Source organism: Clostridium puniceum (assembly GCF_002006345.1).
GTDB lineage: Bacteria > Bacillota > Clostridia > Clostridiales > Clostridiaceae > Clostridium > Clostridium puniceum.
This window is the reverse complement of the sequence record NZ_LZZM01000179.1, coordinates 1-18174: the sequence shown is the minus strand read 5'-3', so window position 1 is coordinate 18174 and position 18174 is coordinate 1. Positions and strand designations below refer to the sequence as shown.

Sequence of the window (18174 nt, the reverse complement as noted above, 5' to 3'; positions counted from 1 at the left end):
ACCTTCTTCTTCTTTTTCTTTAAATATGTGGTAAAATATTTAAAGGAAGGAAGTGAATATTATGGAAAATAGTGCTTATATATCCCTAAAATCAGGTAGGGAAATCGAAATAGAAGATTTTCAGTATGTTACGTACCCAAGTTCCACTGATAAGAAAGACATAACTATAGTAAAAACATTTGAAAATTTCTACTTGTATAATAAACATTTTACTTTTATTGGTAAAAACACCACTGTATCTCTAAACTCAAGTGAAATAGCGTTTATTAGGTTTTCTGGTTCATTTACTGATTAGTTATATTAAAGTTGCTTTTACTCTTCTCCGCCTCTTACTTAAAGTATCAATTTTGAAAAACTGATATATTTATAGAAGGTGGTATATTTTTATGTCCAATATCCTCAATTTGTGCTGAATTAAGTGAACCTTATACAGTTAAAGACGTAATTGTATATGATGATAAAACAGTAGCAAATAAAATTTTCTACCTTATTGGTGAAGGAGCAGCACACCCTTTAAAATCTACTATTTTTTATGGAATTATACAAATAAATAGGATCTGCTCAACACTTTAAAAGAGTATCGACTTTGTCGATACTCTAATATAATCATTAAGTGGCAGATTACTTGGTTATCTTATATAAAATTATATAAGATATGTAATAATTAAATAATACTTTAATAAATTCTATTTTATACATTACAAGTAATTTTTTATTATTGTTTCAATTTCACTTTGAATGTTACCAATATAATCAATCGTATCAAGAAGCGGCTTATCTGTAGTTATATCTACTCCTGCCATTTTGGCAAGTTCTACTGGTGTTTTAGTTGCACCTGCTGTAAGTACTGCTCTTAATGCTTCCTCCTTTTTATATGTGTTTGTTATAATCTGTATTTTATAACTTTTTGATTATTTAGTCTACTTCAATTACATATTATTAGAGTAGACATATGAAAATTTATAACTACATAAAAAACAACCATCTGTAACCAGTTATTTAAGCCATATACAGATGGTTGTAGGTTTCATGGTGAGGCGAAGCACGACCTTTGAAATCCACTACTATAAATATTTATTTACTACTTAATTTAGCTTCAATCTTTCCAATACAGCTATAATAGATATTTTGTTACAAGTCTTGCAATAATTAATTTGTTTTATTACTTTTTATTGCTGTTTCGCTATAATTATAGCTCCTTATCTACTATAATTCTTGTAGTTATTTAATTAAAAATACTACAACTTAATAATCTTAGGATAATACAAAAAGTTATGAATATTTATATATTGCAAATTCTTTTGTAAAAAATTAATTTTCACTTCCGATTAACTATCCATATACCAGTACATGCTAAAGCCATAGCTAACAAGCTTTTAATCTCAAATATTGACTCCCCAAGTAAAAAAGCAGAGAGTATTGCACCAAATATGGGAGTCAAAAAGTTATACATAGTGATATTTCCAATTTTATTATATTTATATAGTGTAGACCATATTACTAATGCCACAGATGATAAAAGTGCCATGTATAATAATAATATTCCAGATTCTACAGATGCAACGGATAGATTTCCACCAGCTGATTTTCCTATTATAATTAGCATTAAACTTCCAAATATAAGCTGCCATCCTGTTATAACAAAAACATCATTTGTCTTCACTAAGTTTTTATTATATATACTTCCAACAGAACTCATTAATGCTGAAATAATTAGAAGTCCATCACCCATTAACTTAAAAGATCCGTTTATCGTTCCTATTTCAAAGTTAAGTACTATAATTGATAAAAAACCAATAATACAACCTATAATCTTTTTTACAGATAGCTTATCATCCTTATAAATAAAGTGAACAAGGAAAATGTTTATAAAAGAACTTAATGAACCAAGTATAGAACTCTTTACTCCTGTCGTATTTGCCATACCTATATAAAGAAAAACATACTGCATTAAAGTATATATAAATGCTAATAACATAAAGCCCCTAAAATCCCATATAGATTTAGGCATTATACTTTTTCCCATTAACTTCTGTATAGTGATTAAAATTATTCCGGCTATTAAAAATCTGTACCCAGCGAATATTAATTTTAAGTAACTATCAGCTGAATTTATTCCAAAAACATTATAACCTAGCTTAATTGCTGGATATGCACTTCCCCATAGAAATGTACATAAAATTGCTAGTAAAATTATATATTTTTTATTAGTAAATATTTTCTCTACATCAAATTTAAACATCTTTAATTTAGTTAACTCCTATCTTCTCTTTCATATCATTCATTTGCTTTTAAAATTCATAATTAAAGATTAATTTTTTCTCTACTATTTAAAATAAAAAGCACTACTTATAACTTTTCTATATCATAAGTAGTACTCTTACTATCCGATAAGTCATGGTATAAAAGTCAAAACAAGCATTTTTATTCTTAGAATAGGTGACAAGCATTTAAATAATTTGCCGCTATTTGTTTTAGTTTAGGTTTTTCCTTTAAGTATTTATCCATATATTTTGTACATCTAGAGCTAAAACTATATCCAGACTGTATATCAGAATGGCTTGGCATTTCATCAGCTAAAAGAAATTCTGGTTCTATGGTCATTGCCATGGCTATAACCATTCTTTGCTTCATAACCACCGCTCAAATTCAAATGGATATGAATTCATTATACAGCCTACATTAGGTAATCTCATTTTTCTAATCATATTAACAACTTTATCCTGTGCATCAAATTTTGAAATATTAAAGTAACCTCTTATAGTTTCGTCAAATGATATTCATTATCAATCTATTGATGAAATCATTATATATGAATTCTTATTAAATAGCAATATAATTTATGTTATCCAATTATGATTTACATATGAATATATTTCTTAAACTTAAATCAGCTCCAATATAAATTTAGAGAAATTACTATAGTAATCTCCTTATCGTTATGTGTCATGATAGTATTTTTACGAAAATCCAGAAATTATATTTCCAGATTAAAAATCCATTTGCAAACTAATTTAAACAAATCATTAGTATATAGTCATATAGATATTTTTACCTTCACATTATTTATTATTAAAATTCTCCGTTTAACAAAAGAAGAAGTTTAATGTATCTGGGCACCGGTCTATCAGTTTCTTTTTCGTTTATAAGATAATAAATCCTTTCTGTCACTTTTGTTAAAATCATAAAATTCCTCCCTTTCCTAACACAAAAATAAAATCCACATAGATGAACAATATCATCTATGTGGATTTTATTTATATAAATATCTTTTTTATTAAATTAAAATTAATATCCATATCTTAGCTTAACAAAAACAAGCATGTATAATATTACATGTGTATTTAAAGTTATTTTATATAAAAGAGTTTAATAAATGATATTGTTCTTAAAATGCAAAATCAAATAAAGCTCTAAACTAGAACTTTGAAGCATCTCAAACTATTTAATTTTAATAGTTTAGTTAAGAACAACTAAAATCATCTCCCCAACTTTCCTTTTCTTTAAACATATTCTTTTTAAAGTATATATGTTCTAAAAAATTTTGTTCATTAAGATTTAATTTCTATATTAGAGTGATTGGATAAGAAAACCAACTAAATTATGAACTTTCTTAATTAGAACTTATATATATAACTTACCATTCTTATAGTCAACATTTTTTGTTTTTTAACATACATAATTAATTATCTTATTATAAATTAAATAACCTGAACTTTCTATTTTTTACTAAGCAAAAACGTTAATGCCATTTGGTATCTATTCAGTACATTTTCATGATGACCATATTCATCCCAAATCATCTTCACATTATCTGCTCCTATTCTTCTCTTAAATATTTCATATGATTGTTCAGAATATTTTTGAGAATATCTATGAATAGTAGTTTTATTTTTCCCTTCTTTTTTACCTGAAATCATTATAAGTTTAAAATTATCATTTATTATATCTTTTTCATTTATAAAATTAATCCAATTTTCATACCATTGAGATGCGCATATGCTTGCAATTTCACCATAATTATTGTTTTTATAAATTGAATATAAGGAAACTAAAGCACCAAGAGAATAGCCCATAATTTTTCTATCTTCTTTACTTGTACTTATTCTAAATTCATTTTCAAGATAACTCTGCAAATCATTTAGTAAAAATTTTAAATATTCATCAGCTTGTCCTTTAAAATCATGAAATCTTTCATTTAATGCTTTCGAAAACCAAGGTGTATATTCATTTAACCTATCAATTGGAGTAATTCCAACTAATACGTGTTCTTCTAAAGATTTATTTTCAAATTTTACTTCTAGATCATCTATTATTTTTGTAAAAACTTCTCTAAACGTCTCTCCATCCTGAACATAAATTATTGGATATTTTTTATTTGAAATATCATATCTGTGTGGTAAATATATAAATATTTCCCTATCAAATACTTTTCTTGTTAAAATTATTCCTTTCATTTTCTTATCCTCTCTTTAATTTATTTGGAGATACTCCAAATTTCTTTTTAAATAACCTGCTAAAATAAAATTCATCATTATAACCTACTTCCTTTGAAACTTCTCTAACTGCTAATCCTTTATCTAATAGTGTATAAGCAACAGTCATTCTATATTGAATTAAATAATCTATTGGTCTTATATTTAAATATTTATTAAATAAATATGATATTCTATTTACCTTTTCTCCATATCTTTCAGCAAGTTTGCTTAATGTAATTTGTTCCATATAATGTTCTGAAATATATTTACTTATATCTTTTGCAAGCCCTTCCTCATTTAAAGTTTTTCTGTCGTTTTGTTCTGTAAAAAGTTCTTTTAGAAATAGAAATGTTTGTATTTGAAGCATTACCTTTGATGTTATTTCTGGCTTAGATGATATTTTTATGAGTTGATTTAAAGATTCTATTACCTTCTCATAGTTATGTATTGTAAATTCAAAGGTTGATTTCATATAAGAATTCGAATTCTTGTATTTATCTGCAACATAGTAAATGTTTATATGCTCAAATTCTTCTTCTCCTACAACTTTAAAGGATAAATTTTTATTCTTGCATCCATGTATCACTTTTCCTCTCTCTCCAGTATATATCTCATTATCAAATTCTATTTTTGCCTTTCCTTTTATCGGAAAAATAAATGCTGAAAGATTAGTATTATATGTATTTTTGGTAATTATAGGATTTTTAGAGAATTTATCTACTCGTACTATTTCAAAAGAATTTTCTCTAAACTCTTTTATTAAATCACTTTTTATGACGCTTTTCATAAATGCCTCCCTCCCTTCAGTACTTCCTGATTATTAAATAATTATCCATGTTTCAATTTTTGTTTATTCTATTAATATTTTTTATGCATTATAATTTTCAATGTAATTGATAATTATTATCAATTGTTTTTGTAATTAGTATAACTTATTTTCTATATCTAATCAAGAAAGGATGTTAAAATGCAGGATATTTTAAATGCTTCTTATGAAAAAAATCAAAAAAGTAAGCATTCTTTTCATTTATTTGTTTTAACTTTAATAATCTTATTAATTATTTCTACAATATTATCAGTATCATTTGGCTCCTATAAAATAAAACCCTCCATTTCTTATGGAGTAATTTTAAATAAAATTTTTGGATTATCTATAAACGGACTTAGCGAAGTAAACATCTCGACTTATAATGTTGTATGGCTTATTCGTGCACCAAGGGTATTACTTGCAATTGCTGTTGGAGCTGGACTTGCTATATGTGGTACAGTAATGCAGGCTACCGTTCAAAATCCTTTAGCCGAGCCTTACATACTTGGAATTTCTTCTGGTGCATCTTTAGGTGCTACCTTTTCTTTGCTGCTAGGTATTGGTTCAATTAGCTTTTTTTCTATTAATGGTGTTGCCTTCTGGGCGTTTTTAGGTGCTTTAGGTGCTTCTATTTTAGTACTGTTACTTGCTTCCTTAGGTGGGAAGATGTCTTCTGCTAAATTAGTTCTTTCAGGAACTGTGCTTAGTGCCTTATGTAATTCCCTATCCAATTTCATCATATCTATAGCAAATGATGCTGAAGGTATGCAAAGTGTTAAATTCTGGACCATGGGATCTTTAGCAGCAGCTAAGTGGGAAAATATAGGTTTGACTATCTTTGTTGTATGTATCTGCTGCATATTTTTCTTAACTCAAGGAAGATTCTTAAATTTGATGCTAATGGGAGATGAAGCTTCTATTACCATGGGGCTTGATTTAAATCTATATAGAAGGATTTATATGGTGATAACATCGCTTCTAACAGGTATACTAGTTGCAAACTGTGGAATTATTGGCTTTGTCGGTTTAATAATTCCACATATATCAAGATCTTTGGTAGGTTCAGATCATAAAAAATTGATGATTGTATCTATTCTTATAGGAGCCATTTTTCTTGTTTGGGCGGATACCTTTGCCAGAATAGTTATTCCTAATGCAGAATTATCTATTGGAATCATTACAGGCTTAGTTGGTTCACCATTTTTTGTTTATATTTTACTTAGAAAGAGCTTCGGTTACGGGGATAAAAGGTGATTTAATGGATGTTAATATTAAAAATTTAAATATAACTTTGTCTAAGAAACAAATAGTTAAAGGAATCGATTGGAATATTACTAATAATAAGTTTGTTGGTTTAATAGGCCCTAATGGCAGCGGTAAATCTACTTTACTAAAATCTGTATATAGAGTACTAAAACCTACTTATGGTGACATTTTTATATTTGATAAGAATATAGAAAGCTATAGTAAAAATTCTTTAGCCAGAATTCTTGGAGTAGTTAGTCAATTTAATAATATAAATTTTGATTTTAAAGTTATAGATATAGTTTTAATGGGTAGATCACCTCATAAGGGATTACTAGAAAAGGATACTAAAAAAGACTATGCTATAGCACTTGAAGCGTTATATTTAGTCGGAATGACAGATTCTGCTGAAAAAAGCTTCAGTCTTCTCTCTGGAGGTGAAAAGCAGAGAGTTATATTAGCAAGAGCCATAACTCAAAAGCCAAAAATATTAATATTAGATGAGCCAACTAATCATCTTGACATAAAGTACCAATTAGAAGTTATGACTATTGTCAAGAAGCTAAATATTTGTATCTTGGCAGCATTACATGATTTAACATTAGCTGCCCAGTTTTGTGATGAAATCTATGTACTAAAAGATGGAATAATCGTATCTAACGGTATTCCCAAAGATGTAATAACAAAAGAAATGATTAAAGAAGTCTATGACGTAAACTCACATGTGTCTATAAATCCAATAACAAAAAATCTTTCAATTGATTATTTTACGGAAGATTTATAAAAATTAATTTAATCAAAGGAGAATTATTTATGAAGAAAAAAACTTTATTCTTAATTATGTCTGTAATATTAGTTTCTGCAATATTTACAGCCTGTGGAAATACTGCAACAAATAATAATACTACATCAAAATCAAAAGAATCTTATTCATCAGAAGAAAAATCATCAACTAAAACTTCATATCCTGTAACTTTTGATGCATTTGATTCAAAAGGAAATATTTATAAACAAACTTTCAATGAAACACCAAAAAAAGTAATAACTAATAACCAATCTTCTACTGAATTACTTTTAACTTTAGGTTTAAGCGATTCAATAATCGGAACTGGTGATTTAGATACACCTATACCAGAAAGTCTTTTAGCTGATTATAACTCTATTCCTGCTGTAGCAAAAAAAGGCGATATTGCTAAAGAAGTTGTTTTTGGATCAGGAGCCGACTTAGTAATTGGAAGAACTGCTTCATTTGAAGATAACAGATATGGTTCAATCTCAAGTTTAAATGAGACAGGAATAAATACTTATGTTCAATTAGCAAGTAAAATGAATACTGAGATTACTGTAGATACAATAATTGAAGACGTTAAAAATGTAGGAACTATATTTGATGTCCAAGATAAAGCTAATAAATTAGCGGATTCTCTACAAGGAACTTTAAATGAAATCAAATCAAAAGTTCCCAAAGACGGTGAAAGAAAAAAAGTTTTATTAGTAGTTAATTATAACGAAGGAGCATTTACTGTATATGGCGCTAATGCTTCATTACAAAAAGAAATGTTGAAGGTTCTAAATGCTGATAATGTGGTTGAAAAAGGCGGTTCTGTTTCTTTCGAGAATGTAATTTCGGCTAATCCAGACTATATTGTTTATGTAACAGCTAACAAAAATTCTGCTACAGACACTGATGCCGTAAACAGAATTTTAAGTGAACCTATAATTCAAAATGTTAGTGCTATAAAAAATAAAAATATTGTTTCAGTAGACTATACAGAACTTATGGGTTATGGAATCAGAACCTTTGACTGCTTAGAAAAACTAGCTTCAGCTTTTTATCCAGAAAACTTTAAAAGTTAGGTTTGAAATTTAATATATTAAAGAATACTTTGTTAAGTTATTTCGTATGAAATTTTATATTAACTAATGAAAAAATATTTATACAATAAAAATATTAGGGAGTAAGTAAAAATTATGATTAAAAGAATTACAAAAATTACAGGTTTATTAATGTGTATAGGTTCAATTATATCAATTGTACCAGTGCACGCTTTAGATTATGAAGAACTAGATGCACAAGAAGGAACTATCTATAGTGCAACTGCAAAAGGAAAAGGTATTTTTCTTGATGGCGAAATAAATGGTGAAGAAGAAGCTATATATTGGATATCTGAGGATGGAAAATATAATAAACTCGATGAAATAGATACCGGTGCTACTTTTAGCGATCTATTATTGAATAGATATCTAGAAATCGATGATGGTTCAAGGGAGTATTCTTATGTGGATATAACGAACAATTGTAACTTAGTGGACTACGATGTAAGAGCAGATTTAGAGAATACTGAAGCAAGACTTTTAAAAAGTAAAATAAAACATGATAATGATGGAAGATTTGATGAAAGCTCTTATAGCGGATCAAATAAAGTTAGTGCTATCAATCAAGTAAAAAACAAATTTTTAAGTTCTAGCAATGGATTAGCTGCTTATAAATACAAGCTAGAAGAGCCACGTGTTAATGGAGATGATTATTCTACAATATATGCAAATTTACAAGGTAATTATGTTGATGTGGATTATGACTTAGGAAGCTTAAAAGTATCTATAAGTACAACAGGTTCTGCTGTTACTATTAAAAATACTGAAGATACTTATGAAATAAAGCAAGATGGAACAATTTATGAACTAAAAGCCGTAATTAAAGAAAATAAATATGTAACAAGTTATTCTGACACAATATATAGGTTAGCAGATCTTACAATCTATAAAAAAGAAAAAGGTTCCAATGATTCAACTTATAAACCTGCAACAAGTGAATTGAAATTTGGAAAAGACGGCTATCAAGTAACTGATGGAGACTCTGTCACAGTACTACAAAAATTTTCTGTGACTCCGGCAACTGATGATATTGATGGAATTAAATATCCTAAAGATTCTACTATTTACTTTATTACAGATAAACAAGGAAATCGTGAATATTTATTAGGACATTCTGTTGCGAATGCAATCAAAAAAATTGGCTTATCTAAAGGTGCAGGAAAAGTAAAGATAACAGCCAATGAACAAGGACTTTATAGTATGTATCAAGATAGTACAGAAAGGAAGCTATATGTAGAAAAATTAAATCTAAAATCAAAGAATGGATTTAATTATATAGATGCTGATGATTATGATAGTTCAGATGTAGATTCAATAGCTAGCCTAAATACCCCTGGTAGTTTACCATGGTTTATAAATAGCGGATATATAGAAGCATGGGATGGTAATGAAAATTTCAATAAATTATATAGAATAGATGGATCTATAGACAGTATATCCATCACTAGTAAGGATAATATGATTGCCTGGAACCAAGATACTGGAGTTTACTCAATTATACATAATGTGACTCCAACAAGTAATAAAAATGCAGTTGGTGGAAATACTACAATAAATACACAGACTACAACTAATGCAGCTGTTAAAATAAGTGATACACCTGACGGCTGGATATTAAATCAAGATAATACTTGGAATTATATTTTAGAAAATGGAACAAAGAAAACTGGATGGTTAAATACTAATAGCACTTGGTATTACTTAAATACTGATGGAATTATGTCTACAGAGTGGATAAATGATAATGGTACTTGGTACTACTTAGATGAAACAGGTGCAATGAAAACTGGATGGATTAATTATAATGGCACTTGGTATTATTGTACTTCATCAGGAGCTATGCTGTATGACACAATAATTGATGGATATAAATTAGGCATAGATGGAGCATGGATAAATTAATAATATAAATAACAAAGCTTTCATATGAATAATTTTTAGACTCAATACCAAAATATTTATTTAGATAAATATTTATTTTGTATATAAATTATATAAAAGATATTAATTAACATTAACCATCAATCAATCTATTAATATTTAAATAACCCACAAAATCTATATTATGGATTTTGTGGGTTTCATAGTGTAAGGGAAGCATAACCTTTAAAATTCACTATAAATTTTATGCTATTACCAAACTTGTATTAAAGTTTAAATGGCTATCTATTAATATTAGATCCTATTCATATAATATTAGATCCTATTCATAAAATCTAATCATCATTACTTCAAAATTATCAAATCTATTTTAGGCGTAGCTACTCGTAACAGACTTTATTTATTTTTTCTATTTTTGTAAAAATTATCATATTATCTTTTAAATATTAACATGGTGTCTTCCTCTTGGTACTATAAAAGGTGAATAGGATACGGGATCTTGTATAACTATACAATCTAATCCAAATACTGTACCAATTAATTCAGATGTTATAACCTCTGATGGTGTACCCTGATTAATTAATTTTCCCTTTTGAAGGGCAAATATATAATCTGCATATCTAGCAGATAAATTTATATCATGAAGTACCATTACAATAGTAGTCCCTCTTTTGCGGTTTAAATCTGTTAATAAATCAAGGATTTCTACTTGATAAGCAATATCAAGATAAGTCGTTGGCTCGTCTAAAAGAAGTATATCTGTTTGCTGAGCAAGTGCCATAGCAATCCAAACTCTCTGACGCTGCCCACCAGATAACTCATCTACACTACGATTAGCAAGCTCTATTATTCCCATTATTTCAAGAGCTTCTTCAACAGCCTCAAAATCAGTTTGATTCATACTTTTTAAAAATGATTGATACGGAAATCTACCTCTTGAAACTAAATCCCAAACAGTTATACCTTCTGGAACTACTGGTGATTGAGGAAGCAAACCCAAAACTTGTGCTAGTTGTTTAGAAGGCATTGAAGTAATCTTTTTACCATCAATTATAACTTCTCCTGAAGCAGGCCTAATAAGTCTGGCAAGTGTTTTTAGCAAGGTAGATTTACCACATGCATTTGCTCCGATAATAACACTGATTTTATTACTTGGAATAGTTATATCAATTCCATCAATTATAATCTTTTTGTTATATCCAGTTACTATATTTTTTGCTTCAAATAATTGTTGTTTTTTATTCATTATGCTTGCCCCCTCCTATTTATAAAGATTAGTAGAAATAGCATATATGGTGCTCCTAAAATTCCTGTAACTACACCTACAGGAAATCTTGTACCAAATACAAACTGTCCAATCATATCTGCTCCAAGTACTAATAATGCTCCAACTAGACCTGATGATAAAACACTTGATGCTCCTAGTCCCACAAGTCTTGATGCTATTGGACCCGATAAAAACGCAACAAAGGCTATAGGTCCTGTAACAGCAGTTGCAAAAGCAATTAAAAATACTGAACTTAAAATTAATACAATTCGTACTAAATTTATTTTAATACCAAGTGTAGTAGCAAACTCATCTCCTAACTCTAATATTTGAAGCTGCTTTGTTAAACATAAAATAATAACTCCAAATATAACTACAACAATAAATAAAATTGGCACATCTTCTATACGCATTCCATTTAAGCTGCCACTTAGCCATCTAAGTGCATTTGAAGCATCATATTGTGAAGCTTTAACCAATAAAAATGATACAAGTGCATTTGTCATAGCTTGTATTCCAATTCCTATAAGTATTAATCTACTACCTGAAAATCCAGAGCCTTTAGATAACACATACACAAGTGTTGCTACTATAATTCCCGAAATTACTGCTGCTATAGAAACACTGCTTCCACTCATATGAAGAACTAATATACAAAATACTGCTGCGACACTAGAACCTGAACTTATGCCTATAATATCAGGACTAGCTAATGGATTTCTAAGCATAGTTTGAAATGTATACCCAGCCATTCCAAAAGCTAAACCAACTAAAAGTCCACAAAGCATTCTTGGTAAACGTAGAGTTGCTATAGTAAAGGTCGCGCCTTGTATTTGTTCTCCTTCAATAACTCTTATAACTGTACTTAAGGAATAATTAGTTTTACCATATAATAGCATTATGCCACAAAGGCATACTGTTAAAGCAAGCAGTAATATGTTAATGCTAAGCAAACGAGTTTTCCTTTTGTTATAACCTTGTTTAAGCATAGTGTGAGTAGTTTGTATCATATAGCTCTCACCTTCGCTTTCCTAGCAATTATAATAAGAATTGGCGCTCCTAAAAATGCAGTAATAATTCCCACCTGAAGTTCACCCGGACTTCCAATTACTCTTCCCACAACATCTGAAATTGTTAAAAGCACTGCTCCTCCAATAGCTGACATAGGAACTAATCCTCTCAAATTTGAACCAAAAATAAGACGTATGCTGTGAGGTATCATTAGTCCTATAAATCCAATAGGTCCTGCAATTGCAGTAGTTGCACCACATAGTATAACCCCTGCAATTGCACATATAATTCTAATAATTCCAATATTGACACCTAGACCAGTTGCAACTTCATCTCCTAATGCTAAAACATCTAGTGCCGGCGTTGATACTATGCTTATAATTAGCCCCATTATTATGAATGGTAGTATTAACTTAATGCTTTCCCAGGTTGCACCACTTACACTTCCAACCTGCCAAAATCTATATGCATCTATAACCTCACTTCTAGGAAGTATAATTGCACTTACTAAAGATGATAAGACTGCACTTGTAGCAGAGCCTGCTAAAGCAAGCTTTATTGGCGTCATGCCTCCATTTCCAATGGAAGCTATGCCATAAACAAATATCGATGTTAAGCCTGCTCCAGTAAGTGCAATCCAAATATACTGATTGGCTGAATTGATATTAAAAAACGCTATTCCAATTACAACAGATAAAGATGCACCTGTATTAACTCCTAAGATACTTGGATCTGCTATTGGATTTCTAGTAATTGATTGCATAAGAGCTCCTGATATTCCAAGAGAAGCCCCTGCCATAATACTAAAAATAGTTCTCGGAATACGTTCACGAACCACTAATGCAGAAAAAGACATATCATAACTATTTAATAAAGCATTTATCGCTTGACTAAATCCTATATTCTTTGATCCCCATGCTAATGATGCTATTATACATATACCTAGAAAAATAATGCTCACCAAATATATTGTTATTGTTTTTGTAAATCTCATTGTACTTTATCTGCTGCCTCTCCAATTATCTTTAAATATTCATCTATTGTTGCTGGAATAGATAACGCACTAGGAGTACAAGATGCTGCTAGCACTGATCCATCTTCCATAATGGCAACTGAACTTCTTTTTATTGCTGGAACTGTTCCGAGTAGAGCATCTGATTGCAGTTGTTTTAATAATGCATCATTTCCATAAGTTACTATAACATCTATATCTGATAATTTATCAATATTTTCTGAACTAATTTCAAGAGCAAAGCTATCTGAAGTTTGTGCAAGTTTATTAACACTATCAGGTAAGTCTAATCCTAAATCAGTTAGATATGCTGCACGAGGATCTGTTGGAAGGTATATGTAGAACTTACCTAAATCAGCTGGATTAAAGTAACAAAACGCAACTTTTTTACCTTTAAGCTTAGGATATTTACTAGTTTTTTCTGTTATCACCTTTTCTAAATCTGAAACTAATTTATCTCCTTCATCTTTTTTCCCCATAGCAGTCGAATTTATTGTTATTTGATCGCGCCAATATGTTTGCCATGGAAGTTTAGGATATGCTACAACAGGAGCGATTTTACTTAATAAATCATATTCCTCTTGTGTAATTCCTGAATATGCAGCTAATATAATATCTGGTTGAGAATTACTTATAGCTTCATAATCTAGACCATCTACGTCATCAAAAGTAACAGGTTTTTCTACTCCTAATTCCTTATATTTTTCTGCTGTCCATGGTAGTAAACCATTTTCATCTGATTTACCATAATTAGCCTTAGATATACCAGCTGGTACTACTCCTAATGCTAAAGGCACATCTTGATTCCCCCAAGAAATTGTAACAACCTTTTCTGGTTTTTTTTCAATTACAGATTCTCCATATGCATGGTTAATTGTCATTGGATAAATAGCAGAATCACTTTGACTTACACTAGATTTATCTTGATTTTTTCCAGCTTGGCTTGAGCATCCTGTTATAAGTAAAGTACAAGCAAGAATAATGGAACTTATTCCTTTTAGTTTCATAATCGTCCTCCTAATTGTTATGTTGATTTTACTCAGTTAAATTTTTATTTGAAACTTCGGTCGCCTAATGATAATGAAATTAATTATCATTTACATTTCTGTATTATTGTATAGTTGTCAATAAAATTTGTCAACCGTATATTGAAGAACATTATTTTGAAATTTATGGCAATACTTATTAAGAATATCTAATTAATAAAATATCAATTACTCTCCTAAAGAATATTAGATAAAATTTTCTGTTAAAAAACTATTTTCTAAAATCAGTACAAAATTAAAATACCTACGAAAATCCAAAGTTTAGATTTCCGTAGGTTTTATAGTTGAGGTTAATTGCAATAAATACTAAATAACAAAGCTGCAAAATGTTCTTGAAATTTATTTCCACACCTCTTTTACAATTTTCTGTACTAATCTTAATTTTGCCCATTGTTCTTCTTCTGTAAGTTTATTCCCTTCTTCTGTAGATGCAAATCCACATTGAGGACTAAGAGATAAACGCTCTAATGGAATGTATTTTTCAGCTTCATGGATACGTTCAATTATATAATTCTTATCCTCTAGTATAGGTGATTTGGTTGTGATGAGTCCTAATACAACTTTCTTATCTTCACTGATATATTGAAGTGGTTTAAAATCTCCAGAACGTTCATCATCAAATTCTAGATAAAATGCATTTACATTTTCTTTTGCAAAAAGGTCTTTTGCTACACGGTCATAACCTCCCTGACAAGCCCATGTAGAGTGAAAATTTCCACGACAGATATGTGTGTTAATTACTAGATCCTCCGGCTTATCTTCAATGGCAAGATTATTAATTCGGATTAGTTTTTCAATATTTTGCTGTAAACCTTCTTCATCAGTTCCAAATATAAAACAAGCATTTGGATCAACGCACACTCCCCATGTACAATCATCAAACTGGATATTTGTACATCCTACTGCATATAAATCTTGTATCACTTTTTTGTATGCACCTGCAATATCTTGAATCAACTCCTCCTCATTTGGATAAATTGATTTCGTTCTTTCCAAATTTTCTGATGTAATCATCTGGAATAGAAACTGTGCTGGTGCAGGTATTGTCTGACGTGCAACTGTGTTCTCATCTTCAAATTGTTTTACAAACTTAAAGTGTTGCACAAATGGATGACTATCTACAGATACTTTTCCAGTAAGAAAGGTGTCATCAATTAAGGCTGGCTCTTCATGAAATGGAATTCCATTCTTTGTCTTTTCATGTCCAACACCATCAAATGCCCACATAAAATCAAGATGCCAGGAACTCCTTCTAAATTCTCCATCTGTTATAACCTGAAGTCCAACTTCTTTCTGTTTTGTAATTAAATCTGTAATTGCCTCATCTTCAACCTTTTTTAATTCTTCTGCTGTAATTTTTCCCTTTACATACTCTTCTCTTGCATGCTTTAAATAATCAGGTCTTAAAAAGCTTCCTACAATATCATACTTAAAAGGCGCATTATATCTCATATTCTTTATCTCTCCTATCTATATTATTTGTTTAAAAATTCTATTATAATATAGTATAAACTACTTTTTTTACCTTGAAAAATATAAAAAAGTGTGTATTTGATATAGTTTTTACCTATATCAAATACACATTTTCACCTTCATATTATATCAATTGATATAATTGTGTAACATATAAAATATTTAATACAACATTTATTTTCATATAATATGAAACTCTAGCCTGTATTCAAATACTGTAATTATTTATAATGCTAATACATTAATGGGTTATATATAACACAGAAATGTACTTCTACTAAACATATTCCAATACATACTTTTTTAATGCATTCATATAGGCATTTCCATACCTGCTAAGTGGCATTTCCTTTTGCCTAATTACTCCAACATTCATATATTCATCTACCATAAGGGGCCTAGCTATGATATTTTCCCCATTTAATTCCTTGCTGATTACTCCTGTACTCACCGTATATCCATTTAATCCAACTGCAAGATTAAATAAGGTTGCCCTATCTCTTACCTTAATATTTTTATTACGATCAATGGTACTAAGGATCTCTTCTGAAAAATAAAAAGAATTATAATCTCCTTGCTCAAATGAAAGATATGGATACTCTTCCAGCTCTTCCAATGCAATTTCTTCTCGCTTAGCTAGTGGATGCTTTGAACTAATAAACACATGGGGTTTTGCCACGAAAAGCTCTTCAAATTCTAGATCATTTTGCTTAATGAATTTCCTAATCACTTCTTCATTTTTAGATGAAGTATATAAAATTCCTATTTCACTTTTCAATCTACTTACATCCTCAATAATCTCATATGTCTGAGTTTCCCTAAGAGTAAAATCATATTGCTTCCCGCCAAATTCACGAATTACATCCACAAACGCATTTACAGCAAACGAGTAATGCTGAGTAGATACAGAGAATCTCGGACTTTGTTTCTTTACATTTAAAAATTTTTCTTCTAATAGATTAGCCTGCTCAAGTACCTGCCTTGCATAGGCAAGAAATTCATTACCTATATTTGAAACTATAATCCCCTTGTTTGTTCTATTAAATATAGTAATCTGAATTTCCTTTTCCAGTTCTTTAATAGCATTAGTAATCGTTGGCTGAGAAATAAATAATTTCTTAGCAGCATCACTAATTGTTCCATTATCAGCAACGGTTACTATATATTTTAACTGTTGTAATGTCATTATTCTTTATCTCCTTGCTAACCAATAAACTTTATTATATTATATATTAACAACTTTACTTATAAAATCAATCTTATTATTTATCAATATAATTAACAGCACTACATTCTTTAAGTTATATTATGTACTATTATATCCAAATCTTTAGTAAAATTAAACATTAAAGATTTTACAAATTTATTATCTTTGGTTTAGTGTATTTTTCTGTTATTGCTAATAAGGTTCGAAATGAAAAAGAATTAGATCTTATAAAAGATTATCTTAAGGATATGGAATTACTTTCTTCTATGCCATATAGTAATTTTATTTCTATAGCTGACTTAAAAGGTAAATCCCCAACTGATTTAGCTGATGATAGTCTAATTGAAACAGTTGATTTTATAATCTCTAAATGTAGTAATATTTAAGCCTAATCAAGTAAGAGCTAAGATTTCTACATAAAAAAACCCACGAAAATGAACTGCCCCCTGTCAAGTAGACAGGATAAATAATAAAAAATTATACTGATAAGGTGTGGCTACGATATTCAATTGGAGCCATGCCTTTTAATTTTTTCTGTAGTCTTTTTGTATTATAAAATTCTATATATCCATTAATAGCTTGTTCAAGTTCTACATATGTATCGAATTTCCTTAGGTGATACATTTCTGATTTTAGTATACCCCAAAATCCTTCCATAGGTCCGTTATCTATACAGCGGCCAACTCTAGACATACTTTGAGTTGCATTAATCTTATTCAATTTACTCTTAAATGCCTTATGTGTATAATCGATTAAGAAAAAGGGATTTCTCCCTTTCCCTCATCTAAGAACCGTACGTGAGAGTTTCCAGCTCATACGGCTCAAGCATTTCTTCACCCTTTCGGGCGGCAACAAATGTATGCAGTTTTAT

General features: G+C 29.3%; 17 protein-coding genes. 6 read left to right on the top strand and 11 right to left on the bottom strand.

The window, feature by feature from the left end:
- Positions 1–61 precede the first annotated feature (61 nt).
- Entirely contained in the window at positions 62–295 is a 234-nt protein-coding gene (locus CLPUN_RS14720; protein WP_077848010.1) for a hypothetical protein, read from the top strand.
- Between the two features lie 1023 nt (positions 296–1318).
- On the opposite strand, the gene CLPUN_RS14715 is transcribed toward CLPUN_RS14720, so the two are convergent.
- The 4 genes from CLPUN_RS14715 to CLPUN_RS14700 form a co-directional block, all read right to left on the bottom strand.
- Positions 1319–2242 carry a DMT family transporter gene (locus CLPUN_RS14715; protein WP_077848009.1) on the bottom strand — a complete coding sequence of 308 codons (924 nt, stop codon included), beginning with the start codon at positions 2240–2242 and terminating at the stop codon, positions 1319–1321.
- Positions 2243–2430: 188 nt separating this feature from the next.
- The gene (locus CLPUN_RS14710; RefSeq protein ID WP_143329064.1) at positions 2431–2634 is read right to left on the bottom strand and encodes a hypothetical protein; all 204 of its coding nucleotides are present in this window, start codon (positions 2632–2634) and stop codon (positions 2431–2433) included.
- 1085 nt (positions 2635–3719) lie between these two features.
- Entirely contained in the window at positions 3720–4457 is a 738-nt protein-coding gene (locus tag CLPUN_RS14705) for an alpha/beta hydrolase (RefSeq protein WP_077848007.1), read from the bottom strand.
- A gap of 4 nt (positions 4458–4461) precedes the next feature.
- Positions 4462–5265, bottom strand: coding sequence for a helix-turn-helix domain-containing protein (locus CLPUN_RS14700; RefSeq protein ID WP_077848006.1), 804 nt, complete (start codon positions 5263–5265; stop codon positions 4462–4464).
- 180 nt (positions 5266–5445) lie between these two features.
- Between CLPUN_RS14700 and CLPUN_RS14695 the strand changes: the two genes are divergently transcribed.
- The 4 genes from CLPUN_RS14695 (at position 5446) to CLPUN_RS14680 (ending at position 10308) form a co-directional block, all read left to right on the top strand.
- Positions 5446–6540, top strand: coding sequence for a FecCD family ABC transporter permease (locus CLPUN_RS14695; RefSeq protein ID WP_077848005.1), 1095 nt, complete (start codon positions 5446–5448; stop codon positions 6538–6540).
- A gap of 4 nt (positions 6541–6544) precedes the next feature.
- Positions 6545–7315 carry an ABC transporter ATP-binding protein gene (locus CLPUN_RS14690; protein WP_077848004.1) on the top strand — a complete coding sequence of 257 codons (771 nt, stop codon included), beginning with the start codon at positions 6545–6547 and terminating at the stop codon, positions 7313–7315.
- A gap of 29 nt (positions 7316–7344) precedes the next feature.
- Positions 7345–8388, top strand: coding sequence for an ABC transporter substrate-binding protein (locus CLPUN_RS14685; RefSeq protein ID WP_077848003.1), 1044 nt, complete (start codon positions 7345–7347; stop codon positions 8386–8388).
- 114 nt (positions 8389–8502) lie between these two features.
- Positions 8503–10308, top strand: coding sequence for an N-acetylmuramoyl-L-alanine amidase family protein (locus CLPUN_RS14680; protein WP_077848002.1), 1806 nt, complete (start codon positions 8503–8505; stop codon positions 10306–10308).
- 418 nt (positions 10309–10726) lie between these two features.
- Here CLPUN_RS14680 and CLPUN_RS14675 read toward each other — a convergent pair whose 3' ends face one another.
- The 6 genes from CLPUN_RS14675 to CLPUN_RS14650 form a co-directional block, all read right to left on the bottom strand.
- A complete protein-coding gene (locus CLPUN_RS14675) occupies positions 10727–11533 on the bottom strand; it encodes an ABC transporter ATP-binding protein (RefSeq protein ID WP_077848001.1) in 807 nt (268 codons plus the stop codon).
- Positions 11533–12564 (bottom strand): FecCD family ABC transporter permease, encoded by a 1032-nt coding sequence (locus CLPUN_RS14670; protein ID WP_077848000.1) that lies wholly within the window; start codon positions 12562–12564, stop codon positions 11533–11535. Before CLPUN_RS14670 ends, CLPUN_RS14675 begins: the two co-directional genes overlap by 1 nt.
- Positions 12561–13559, bottom strand: coding sequence for a FecCD family ABC transporter permease (locus CLPUN_RS14665; RefSeq protein ID WP_077847999.1), 999 nt, complete (start codon positions 13557–13559; stop codon positions 12561–12563). Before CLPUN_RS14665 ends, CLPUN_RS14670 begins: the two co-directional genes overlap by 4 nt.
- Entirely contained in the window at positions 13556–14584 is a 1029-nt protein-coding gene (locus CLPUN_RS14660; RefSeq protein ID WP_077847998.1) for an iron-siderophore ABC transporter substrate-binding protein, read from the bottom strand. Before CLPUN_RS14660 ends, CLPUN_RS14665 begins: the two co-directional genes overlap by 4 nt.
- Positions 14585–14962: 378 nt before the next feature.
- On the bottom strand, positions 14963–16075 hold the full coding sequence (locus CLPUN_RS14655) for a 5-methyltetrahydropteroyltriglutamate--homocysteine S-methyltransferase (protein WP_077847997.1): 1113 nt from the start codon (positions 16073–16075) through the stop codon (positions 14963–14965).
- A gap of 298 nt (positions 16076–16373) precedes the next feature.
- On the bottom strand, positions 16374–17282 hold the full coding sequence (locus tag CLPUN_RS14650) for a LysR family transcriptional regulator (RefSeq protein WP_077847996.1): 909 nt from the start codon (positions 17280–17282) through the stop codon (positions 16374–16376).
- 194 nt (positions 17283–17476) lie between these two features.
- Between CLPUN_RS14650 and CLPUN_RS14645 the strand changes: the two genes are divergently transcribed.
- Positions 17477–17689 (top strand): ATP-binding protein, encoded by a 213-nt coding sequence (locus CLPUN_RS14645; protein WP_242954145.1) that lies wholly within the window; start codon positions 17477–17479, stop codon positions 17687–17689.
- A gap of 91 nt (positions 17690–17780) precedes the next feature.
- Here the strand turns inward: CLPUN_RS14645 and CLPUN_RS14640 are convergent, their stop codons facing one another.
- On the bottom strand, positions 17781–18023 hold the full coding sequence (locus CLPUN_RS14640; protein WP_077847995.1) for an IS3 family transposase: 243 nt from the start codon (positions 18021–18023) through the stop codon (positions 17781–17783).
- Between the last annotated feature and the right edge of the window lie 151 nt (positions 18024–18174).

What these genes read in the sequence shown, in the direction of transcription:
- CLPUN_RS14710 (WP_143329064.1), bottom strand. Translation starts at nt 2,634, where the DNA reads ATGAAGCAAAGAATGGTTATAGCCATGGCAATGACCATAGAACCAGAA.
- CLPUN_RS14650 (WP_077847996.1), bottom strand. Translation starts at nt 17,282, where the DNA reads ATGACATTACAACAGTTAAAATATATAGTAACCGTTGCTGATAATGGA.
- CLPUN_RS14715 (WP_077848009.1), bottom strand. Translation starts at nt 2,242, where the DNA reads ATGTTTAAATTTGATGTAGAGAAAATATTTACTAATAAAAAATATATA.
- CLPUN_RS14680 (WP_077848002.1), top strand. Translation starts at nt 8,503, where the DNA reads ATGATTAAAAGAATTACAAAAATTACAGGTTTATTAATGTGTATAGGT.
- CLPUN_RS14655 (WP_077847997.1), bottom strand. Translation starts at nt 16,075, where the DNA reads ATGAGATATAATGCGCCTTTTAAGTATGATATTGTAGGAAGCTTTTTA.
- CLPUN_RS14670 (WP_077848000.1), bottom strand. Translation starts at nt 12,564, where the DNA reads ATGATACAAACTACTCACACTATGCTTAAACAAGGTTATAACAAAAGG.
- CLPUN_RS14700 (WP_077848006.1), bottom strand. Translation starts at nt 5,265, where the DNA reads ATGAAAAGCGTCATAAAAAGTGATTTAATAAAAGAGTTTAGAGAAAAT.
- CLPUN_RS14690 (WP_077848004.1), top strand. Translation starts at nt 6,545, where the DNA reads ATGGATGTTAATATTAAAAATTTAAATATAACTTTGTCTAAGAAACAA.
- CLPUN_RS14705 (WP_077848007.1), bottom strand. Translation starts at nt 4,457, where the DNA reads ATGAAAGGAATAATTTTAACAAGAAAAGTATTTGATAGGGAAATATTT.
- CLPUN_RS14660 (WP_077847998.1), bottom strand. Translation starts at nt 14,584, where the DNA reads ATGAAACTAAAAGGAATAAGTTCCATTATTCTTGCTTGTACTTTACTT.
- CLPUN_RS14720 (WP_077848010.1), top strand. Translation starts at nt 62, where the DNA reads ATGGAAAATAGTGCTTATATATCCCTAAAATCAGGTAGGGAAATCGAA.
- CLPUN_RS14685 (WP_077848003.1), top strand. Translation starts at nt 7,345, where the DNA reads ATGAAGAAAAAAACTTTATTCTTAATTATGTCTGTAATATTAGTTTCT.
- CLPUN_RS14665 (WP_077847999.1), bottom strand. Translation starts at nt 13,559, where the DNA reads ATGAGATTTACAAAAACAATAACAATATATTTGGTGAGCATTATTTTT.
- CLPUN_RS14695 (WP_077848005.1), top strand. Translation starts at nt 5,446, where the DNA reads ATGCAGGATATTTTAAATGCTTCTTATGAAAAAAATCAAAAAAGTAAG.
- CLPUN_RS14675 (WP_077848001.1), bottom strand. Translation starts at nt 11,533, where the DNA reads ATGAATAAAAAACAACAATTATTTGAAGCAAAAAATATAGTAACTGGA.